The following is a 10,422-nucleotide window of genomic DNA, read 5'->3' on the forward strand; positions in this document are numbered from 1 at the left end:
TATGCTGGGCCAAACCAAGAAAACATTTCACCAGATAATCAATGACAGTAATTTTATCGTACGGGATCACCGGGTTCACGGCATCCGGACCCTTCCGGGAGTCGCTTTACTGGACATGATTTATCGGTTATCCGCTGTTTATCTTGGAACGCAAGCCGTTGAATTGCGCCAGATAGTGTTCAAGCAACCCATTGTTACGTCCAAGGACTTCAACATTGACGTTTCCGTCACGTTCATCCCGGAGCCCACCGGTTGGAGGGTTGCCGTCGCCAGCCAAAAGATGAAAGGCCATGCTCCCGCAGGTCAGAGTTCGGATGAAAACATGGAAGCTCTGCTTTTCCTCCAGGATCATGCAGCCGCCGGCCCTTCCCTGGGTGTGAAGGCATTCGTGGATCACCATACCCGAAAATGGGAAATGGATGAGATCTACGGGCTGGCGCGCCGGGTGCAGATTCAGCATGACGAATTCATGAAGACCTTGGGAACGGTTTACCAAAGGGACCGGCAAGAGATCATGGAACTTCATTTAAGCGGGTTGGCGGAAAAATACCGGGATAAATTTTATGCTCATCCGGCTTTTTTGGACGGCTCTACCTTCGCGGGCGCAACGTTCCGTCTGGATGGAACTCAACCGGATCTGCGGGATCACACTCCCTATATTCCGTTTATGATGGAACGGTTTTGCATCTATCGGCCGTTCCCGGCCACCATTTATACCTATACGAAAAGCCCCGAAAGCGACGCAGACCCTTCTCTGGCAGCCCCAGACATCATCTCCACGGATATCACGATATACGACGAAACGGGCGCGGTATTGGCGGACATCGATAAATTGACGGTGAAGCGGATCCGCGAACCCCAGTTGATTCAGAAACTGGCGGCTTGGGATGATTCCAAAGCCGGCCAAGCGACAAAGCCGGAATCCCCTGTCGTGGCCCTCGGCCGCCAAGCGGTTCAAAGCACAGGGGAAACCGGTCAGCCGGGGAAGGCCCGTCCTGTTGCCGGCGATATCAAGCAACGGGTCCTATCCTACTTGCAGCAGGAAATTGGGAGCATTCTTGATCGGTCTCCGGATCAGATTGAGCTGACCCGGGGGTTTTACGAGCTGGGTCTGGACTCCACCAACCTGCTGGGACTGGTCAAGCAGTTGGAACAAACGGTAGGTCGACCGTATTACCCAACCTTGCTGTTTGAATACTCCACGATTCAGCGCTTGGCGGACTATCTGTTGGAGGAGGGCGGAGACCTCTCCGCATTGGCCGGCACACGGACGGAGGCATCGCAACCCGAAAGAGATGTCGATGGGAATCTGGACGACGCCCAACATCAGTTGCTCTATTTGCGACCCGTCTGGTGTCCTCAGAAGCTGACTCGCCGGACGGATGGCATAGGCTTTCATCAGCATGTGGTTATTGTGGATGAACCGGCGGAAGCTCTTCAGGCGGACCTCACATCATTGGTCATGCAAGCCAACGGCAAGGCTCGCGTCATGGTGCTGCGTCGAGAGGCCGGAGAGACTCCCGCTCAAGTAGAGGTGAAATTTAATCAAGTACTGACCCTCCTCCAGGAACAATGGTCGAAGACCAACGGAGACTGGTTGGTCCAGGTTATCGGGGATGCGGGTCCCGGCGGCATGTCTTTTCAGGCCATGAGCGGGCTTCTCAAATCGGCCTTCCGCGAGAATCCCAGGATACACAGCCAGATGATCACGATCGAGCAGTTTCGGGCCCAACCGGCGGGTGAAATGGCCCGCCTGCTTTTGGATGAAGCGGCGGCAGCCGAAAAAGGCGCAGCGGAAATAGGCTATCAAGGCATTGAGCGGCAGCGGACGGTCAAAAAATGGCAAAAAGCCGATCTTGAACCGGCGCCGTATACCACTTCCTTTCGGGACGGCGGCGTGTATGCGATAACGGGCGGCCTGGGTGGGCTGGGGCTTCTCCTTGCGGAGCATATCACAAGTCAGGCCAAGGTCAAATTGGCTCTGATCGGTCGTTCCAAGCCATCCGCAGCCAAGGAAGAACGGCTGGAAGGATTCCGGCAAAAGGGCAGCGAGGTATTGTATCTGCAAGCCGATGTGGGCGACGAGAAGGAGCTGGCAAAAGCCCTCGACCAGATCCGGAAGAGGTTTGGATCTGTTAACGGGATCCTCCATAGCTCCGGCGCAGTGCACGATCAATGGATGATCCGCAAACAACCGACCGAGACTCATCGCGTCTTTCGGCCGAAAATCCAAGGGCTCTGGAATTTGGATCATTTGACCCGGGAGGAGCCTTTGGATTTTCTCGTTTTGTTTTCTTCCACGGCAGCGGCATTGGGAAATATGGGACAGGCCGATTATGCCAGCGCCAACGCTTTTATGGATCTATTCGCTGCATCCCGGGCAGAAATGGTGCAAAATGGTTTGCGGTCCGGCAGAACCTTCACGATCAATTGGCCCTTGTGGGCGGATGGCGGGATGCGGGTCGATGCCGATCTGGAACAGATGATGTATGCCTCCTCCGGCCTAAAAAGCTTGCCCTCCCAGGAAGGGATGGCGGCACTGGAAACGATTATGGGACAACCGTGGACCCAGACCATGGTGCTCTACGGTGCGGAGAGCAAAATCACCGATTTCCTCGGCTCTCAACTGGTATCCGATTCCGTGCCCAGTGGTTCCGTCGCCGGGAATCCGGATTCTGCGATTCCGGACGATATCGCGATAATTGGGGTGGCGGGCCGTTATCCCATGGCCGAGAACATCGATCAATTTTATCAGAACCTGCGCGAAGGCAAGGATTGCATTTCGGGGATGCCCACAGAGCGTTGGAGAAACTACGAATTTGCGCTGGATGTGGAGCAGTTCTATAACCATGGCGGGTTTGTTGACGGGATTGACGAATTTGATCCCCTCTTTTTCAATCTTTCCCCTCGCCAGGCGGAGCTGATGGACCCGCAAGCCCGCTTGTTTTTGGAGATGGCTTGGGCGGCTTGCGAAGACGCGGGCTTTTACCAAAACCGGACCGAGCATCATTACCCATCCTCCAGCGATCAAAGCGTGGGTGTGTTTGCCGGGGTTTTCTGGAGCCACTATGAGTTGTTTGCAGCGGAAATGGCCCAGAAATACGGGGTTCCGTTGGCGTTCGGAATCAGTCCGGCCTCGATCTCCAACATGGTATCCTATTGCTTGAATTTACATGGCCCATCCGTCGCCGTGGACACGATGTGCTCCTCCGCGCTGACCGCCATTCATCTGGCATGCGAAAGCATCCGTAAACAGGAATGCGGCTTTGCCATTGCCGGGGGCGTCAACCTGGTGACCCATCCCCACAAATATATGTTTTTGAAGCAGGCTCAGTTCTTGGCTTCGGACGGCCGCTGCCGCAGCTTTGGAGCGGATGGAGACGGCTATGTGCCGGGCGAGGGAGTAGGCGCTGTGCTGCTCACCACCCTGAAGCGAGCCGAGCAGGAAGGCTACCCGATCTATGCGGTGATCAAAGGATCGGAGATGAATCATGGAGGCAAGACCTCGGGTTTCTCCGTTCCGGACCCCGTGGCTCAGGCGGAGGTTATTGCCCAAGCTCTGAAAAATTCCGGGATTCATCCCCGAACCATCAGTTATGTGGAGGCCCATGGCACCGGCACCTCTCTGGGTGATCCCATCGAGATCCAAGGGCTCAACAAAGCCTACAGTCCATGGACGACCGAGCGGCAATTCTGCGCCATCGGTTCATCCAAATCGAATATCGGCCATCTGGAAGCGGCGGCAGGAATCGCGGGGTTGACCAAAGTGCTGTTGCAATTGAAGCACGGGGAGATATTCCCGTCCTTGCATGCGGACAAGCTTAATCCTTATATTCCATTCGATCATACGCCGTTCTATGTGGCAGGCGATCTCGCTCCCTGGCACTCTCCGGTGCTGGAGATCGAAGGGGAACGGGTCGCGGTTCCCCGCCGTGCCGGGCTAAGCTCGTTCGGTGCCGGCGGGTCCAATGTTCATCTTATCCTTGAGGAATATCAAGCACCGGCGCCTATGCCCGAACCGCATCAGGAACCCGAGATTTTTGTGCTGTCGGCGAGGAATGAAGACCGGCTTCGGGAAAGAGCCCGGCAACTCATCAGCTATCTCGTGTCAGCCGGTTTCGATGTGCCATTCGGCAATGTCGCTTATACCCTTCAGGTTGGCCGTGAGCCCATGGAAGCGCGCTTGGCCGTAGTGGCCCGGACGCCGCAAGAGCTCCGGGAGAAATTAAGCGGATTCTTGGCCGGCAAGGCAGTTCCCGTCGGTGTACATTGGCATGACCTTGCGCAAATGGCCCACGCCCCTGTGCTCTTGAAGCAGGAGCAAGAGGACTTGGAGTCCATAACCGCTCTGATGCACAAAGGAGATTTGGATCAGATTGCGGCCTTATGGGCTTACGGTTCCCGCTTTTCCTGGGAATGGCTGTTCGGAGACAGACCGCGGAGCCGGGTGGCACTGCCGACGTACCCCTTTACCCGGGAACGGTATTGGCTGCCGGAGGCGCCCATCCAGGCAAGGACAGGAGGGCACAGGCTGCATCCTCTCCTGGATTTCAATGATTCCACCTTCGAAGAACAGCGCTTCGTCAAAGGATTAGCCGGGAACGAATATTTCCTGAAGGATCACGGAATCGACGGAAATCCGGTATTGCCGGGAGTGATCTATCTGGAAATGGCAAGAGCCGCAGGGGAATTCGCCAACTGCGGCAACCCGGCCAAGGTGTTGAGAGAGATTATCTGGGCAGCGCCGGTGGTAATGGCGGGCACCCCTAAGGAAGTTAACATCTGTCTATATCCGGACGGCGACACAGCCGAATTTGAGATCGTTACGAGCGAGCCGGATCGTTCAAGAACCATCCATGCGCAGGGCAAAATCGGATACGGACCAGGAAACACACTCCCGGCAGCGCCGGATTCAGACCTTGAAGCTGTCAAGAAACGTTGTCGGCGGTATGTAAGCCGCCAGGATTTTTACCGGGAATTTGAAAGCCGCGGTTTCCATTATGGCCCCAGCTTTCGGACGGTCCGGGAGATTTGGCACAGCGAAACCGAAGCGCTCTCTTGTCTCGAATTTCCGGAAGAGTTGATCGCTTCGCTCTCGGAGCATAACTGGCATCCGTCCTTGATGGATGGCGCGTTCCAGACCGTCAGTCGGTTAACTTCCGGCCCTGCCGGAGGGGATGGGATATACCTGCCTTTTGCTTTGGCAGAATTGGAATTCCTTCAACCTCTACCCCGCAAGTGTTATGCCCATGCCGAAATCGCCCAGGATCAAGCGAGAGCGTCCGGGATGATCAAGTACAACCTTGCCCTAACCGATCCAGAGGGGCGAGTGCTGGTAAGGATGCGAGGATTTACCGTCAAAGCGATAACGCGCCAGCTAACTGCAGAAGAAAACAGGGTTCAGATGTATTGTAAGCCCGTATGGGTGGCGCGGGAAGCTCCGCCGAGTCCGACGCCACGGCCTGAAACCATCATCCTGTTCGATCTCGATGAGCGGCTGCGGATCATTCTCGAGCAAGCGGCCGACGTCATCCTCATTCAACCGGGAGCTGGATATCGGGCTGCCGGTGAAAGAGATTACGCAATCGACCCGCTCAACCGGGAAGACTATCGGCGGTTGGTACAAAGCCTGGCCCGCTCGTCCTGGGAATCGTGCCGGATCGTCTACCGCTGGTCCCAGGGAAGTTTCCGTGGGATGGAATCGGAACTGCGCCGAGAACTCGATCTCGGCATTTATGGGCTTTTCCAGCTCACTCAGGCACTAATGGAGCAAAAGCTGTCGGGAAATGTCCGCTTATGGTATGTATACGAGTCGGCCGGCGCGGGAGAGCCTCACCATGGGGCGGTCAGCGGTTTCGCGAAAGCCCTGCGGCTGGAAAACCACCGGTTTCTGTATAAGCTGCTGGAGTTGCGCGGGGAACAACCGAGCTTGCCGGAAGAATTGGCCAAGGTCATTCTGGCGGAATCGGAAGCGGGAGACAGCGGAGTGGAAATTCGGTACCAACAAGGTGTCCGCTATGTCAAGCAACTGGTCGAGACGCCGTTGGAACCGGAGAATCTCGGGAACCTGCCCCTGAAACAGCGAGGCGTGTATGTCATTACCGGCGGCGCAGGGGGGTTGGGGATGATCTTCGCCACTCATTTGGCCCGCAAGTATCAAGCCCATTTGGTATTGACCGGGCGCAGCCCCATGACCAGGCAGATCGCCGGAAAGTTGCAAGGACTGGAAGCCTTGGGGGCCGAGGCACTCTACCTTTCGGCCGATGTTGCCAACCCGGACGAGGTGAAGGAAGTCATCCGCAGCACGAAGTCCCGTTTCGGAGCCATCCATGGGGTAATCCACAGTGCGGGAGTTCTTCGGGATTCGTTCCTGTTGAAGAAAAATCGGCCGGACATGGAGTTGGTGCTTGGCCCCAAGGTTCTGGGAACGAAATATCTCGATGAAGCGACTGCCGATGAAAACCTCGACTTTTTTGCGCTGTTCTCGTCAACGGCGGCGGAGCTGGGAAATTTGGGCCAATCCGATTATGCATTCGGCAATAGCTTTATGGATTACTTCGCCCGTTGGCGCGAAGCCCAAGGGCGGTCCGGGAAAAGCCTTTCGATCAACTGGCCGTTATGGCGGGATGGCGGCATGCAAGTCGGTGAGAATCTGATTGCGCAAATGAACGAAACCATGGGATTGCATCCGCTTCCGCTCGAAACCGGAATCGCCGCCTTTGAGGCGGGACTAAGGCAGTCCAGTCCCCAATTCATGATTCTCGAAGGAAACGCCGCCAAGCTCAAGGCGCTTATCCGGGGAGAAAGGGAAGAGGCAAAGCCTGGCCAAGCATGGCAAGTTGAGCTGCCATCAGGCGGACCGGAAGCGGAAGACGCCGGCATACGGGCCAAAACCGAATGGTTTCTCAAAGGAATTCTGGGTCGGGAGATCAAATTGGCGGCAGAGAAGATCCATTCCCGGGAGCCGCTGGAAAAGTACGGAATCGATTCGGTCATGGTGATGAATTTAACCCGTGAACTGGAACAAGATTTCGGTGAACTTTCCAAGACCTTGTTCTTTGAGTACCAAACGATTTCCGAACTGGCCGGGTATTTTGTGCAGCATTACCCCCGCCTGTTGCGGGAGAAATTGGACAACCGGTCCAAAGCTGCGACGATAGGCGCAGCAACTGAAGACAAGACCCATGACGCCGATGCGCCTCAAGAAAACTCCCCGAGAAAAACTCGGAGGCCGAGATTTGCCGGCCCCGTCAGGGAGGAAGCGCCCGCGGAAGAGGATATCGCCATTATCGGCGTTAGCGGCCGTTATCCGATGGCACGAAATTTGGACGAATTTTGGGAAAATCTAAGGACCGGTCAAGATTGCATCACCGAAATTCCGCCACAGCGTTGGGACTGGCGGAAGTATCCCGACAACTGCAAATGGGGGGGATTTATTGAGGATGTCGATAAGTTTGACCCTTTGTTTTTCAACATTCCTCCACGGGTCGCCCAATTGATTGACCCCCAGGAACGGTTGTTCCTGGAGACGGTATGGCATACGCTGGAGGATGCAGGATATACCCGGACGGCTCTACGGGATCAGAAGGTCGGCGTCTACGTCGGCGTGATGTACGGACACTATCAATTGTTCGGTGCCGAGGAGTCGCTCAAAGGACGGATCATGGCTTCGAATTCCATCTATGCATCCATCGCCAACCGGGTCTCCTACTTCTTCAATTTTCATGGGCCCAGCATTGCATTAGATACCATGTGCTCCTCCTCTTTGACCGCCATCCATCTGGCCTGTGAAAGTATCCGGCGGGGGGAGAGCGAAGTGGCGGTGGCCGGTGGGGTAAACGTGACGATCCATCCGGATAAATATATCTCATTGAGCCAAGGGAGCTTCACATCCAGTGACGGACGCTGCCGCAGCTTTGGGGAAGGCGGAGACGGGTATGTGCCCGGGGAAGGAGTCGGCGCCATTCTATTGAAACCGCTGCAGCGTGCGATAGCGGATCATGATCGAATTTATGCCGTCATTAAAGGGAGCTCGGTGAACCACGGCGGAAAAACCAACGGCTATACGGTTCCGAATCCCATAGCCCAAGCGGACATCATTGCGGAAACGCTGAAGAAAGCCAATGTTGATCCCCGAACAATCAGTTATATCGAAGCCCATGGCACGGGAACCTCGCTGGGAGATCCCATTGAGATCACCGGACTCACGAAAGCTTTTGGCGAAGCTGCCCAAGCCGGCCAATACTGCTCCGTCGGCTCCGTGAAATCCAATATCGGACATTTGGAATCCGCTGCCGGGATCGCCGGAATTACGAAACTCTTGCTGCAGTTTAAGAACAAACAACTGGCGCCTTCGCTTCATTCCCACACCTTGAATCCGCACATTGATTTCCGCAATTCTCCGTTTTCGATTCAAAAGGAACTGACAGAATGGACCCGGCCGGTGGTTGAGACGGCAGGCGTTAAGCAGCAATATCCGAGACGGGCGGGAATCAGCGCTTTTGGGGCCGGAGGTTCGAACGCCCATCTTATTCTGGAGGAGTATGACTCCCCCCGTCGGGTTTATGCAGCGGATACGGGGGAACAGCTCTTTGTTTTCTCTGCCCGGAATCCGGAGCGTCTAAGCGAAATTGCCCGGCGGATGATCGCGTTTCTCCAGCATACGGCCGATGCCCAAGATCCGGAAAGGCTCATCCCCGACGCATTGACGGACCGGGTGCGTAGAGAGACGGTCCGGATGGCCGCCGAGCTGCTGCAGATCAACGAAGACCTGGTGGCGGCGACGAATGAGGTGGCCGATTTGGGGCTGGACCAAGTGGATTTGGCTACCTTGGCCGGGCGGATCAACGAATACTTCCATACGGAGATCTCCCTGTCCCTTCTGTCGGAAAGCCGGTCCCTGGATAAGGTTGTCCAATCCATCATCCAAACGTCCCCGAAGCTGCCTGAGGGCCGTTGTCAAGAGGAGGCTTCGTCTGCGGCTATCCGGGACCACAGAGCGGCTCCATCCTTGGCCGAAATAGCCTTTACCTTGCAAACAGCCCGGGAGCCCATGGAAGAAAGGATGGCGATTCTTGCATCCACTTCCGAGGAACTGATCCGTCGATTGACGGAGTACGCCCGAGGAACGGAGAAAGTTCCTAATCTCTATCGCGGCAATGTTCAATCCGCCGGGTTTAATCCGGATTTGTTGGGCGGACGGGAAGGCCTGGAGTTTCTCCGCAGCCTTATCGATGAGCGGAATTTGGATAAACTGGCGCAGCTCTGGATTTCCGGAGTAGAGATTGACTGGAACCGGTTCTATCTTCATGAGGCGCCGCAACGAGTCTCGCTGCCCCTGTACCCGTTTGCGGCAGAGCGCTGTTGGGTTATGTCAGGCGCAACCGAGCGGGACGAAGAGCCGGCCCCGGGAAGCGTTGCCCGGCTCCACCCGCTGATCGATCGGAACATATCGAACATGGACGGGCTTTGTTTCATGAAAACGATCCATTTGGCAGAGTTTTTCTTGAAGGATTACCAGCTGGGCAGCAGTCATTTCCTCCCGGGAATCCTGTATCCCGAGATGGCCAGAGTCGCGGGAAGTTTGGCCAAGCCAGGCGTCAAGATCAAGAAGCTCTCCCATATTTCACTAGGCTTGCCGGTGAGCCTGGCGGAGGATCAAGCGCTCGAAATTCGATTGTATCCGGAGGGCTCCGCCGTTCAATGGGAGATTTCCAGTGTTAGGAACGACCGCTTGAAGTTGATATCCGCCCAGGGACAGCTCCATTATGAGAGCGAGCTGGAATCGAGCGTCAAGCCGCACAGGGCCTTGCCTGTCAAAGCCATTCAGATGCGCTGCCCCAACCGAACCGCCGGTTCGGATTTGTATCACTCTCTCGCTGACGGCGGATTGGAATACGGTCCGGGCTTCCGGGGGGTGGATGAAGTCTTCAGCCAAACGGGGGAGGCATTGGTCCATTACCGACAGCCGGCGGGTCAGAATAGCGGTACGGATCCTTATCTGCTTCATCCGTGCTGGATGGAAGCCGTGCTTCAAACCATGACGTGGCTCATGGCCCGAAGCGGCGGGAATTCCACCATCTACCTGTTGTATTCCATCTCCGAGATGGACTTGTACGATACACTGCCGGATCAAGGCTACATCCATGTAACCCGCTCCGGGGCAGGAAGTCAAGAGTTCGATGCGGTGCTGGCGGCGGAGGATGGGCGTCGAATCATTGAAATTCGGGGACTGACGGTCCATGAATTCGAAGACTCAGCCGCTTGCCAATCTCACGAACCGGACCAAGTTGAAAAATGGCTGCAGCAGCTTGAAGCCGGCGAGTTGGACGTGGACCTGGCGAATGAAATGATTATCGATAAGGTCATGCATGAAATCGCCACGGCCGATGTTCGAAGTCTTCAGTCAAAGGAGCTGGAAAC

Annotated in this window: 2 pseudogenes; both read left to right on the forward strand. The window is 55.8% G+C overall.

The features are described 5' to 3' along the window. Nucleotide 1: 1 nt before the first annotated feature. Nucleotides 2–262: pseudogene (locus tag ACSEXS_RS05310) on the forward strand (hypothetical protein); the annotation flags it as partial. A gap of 159 nt (nt 263–421) precedes the next feature. Further along, nucleotides 422–10,246, forward strand: a pseudogene (locus ACSEXS_RS05315) (SDR family NAD(P)-dependent oxidoreductase); the annotation flags it as partial. Nucleotides 10,247–10,422: the final 176 nt, after the last annotated feature.

The organism is Gorillibacterium terrae, assembly GCF_051594785.1.
Taxonomy (GTDB): Bacteria; Bacillota; Bacilli; order Paenibacillales; family NBRC-103111; genus Gorillibacterium.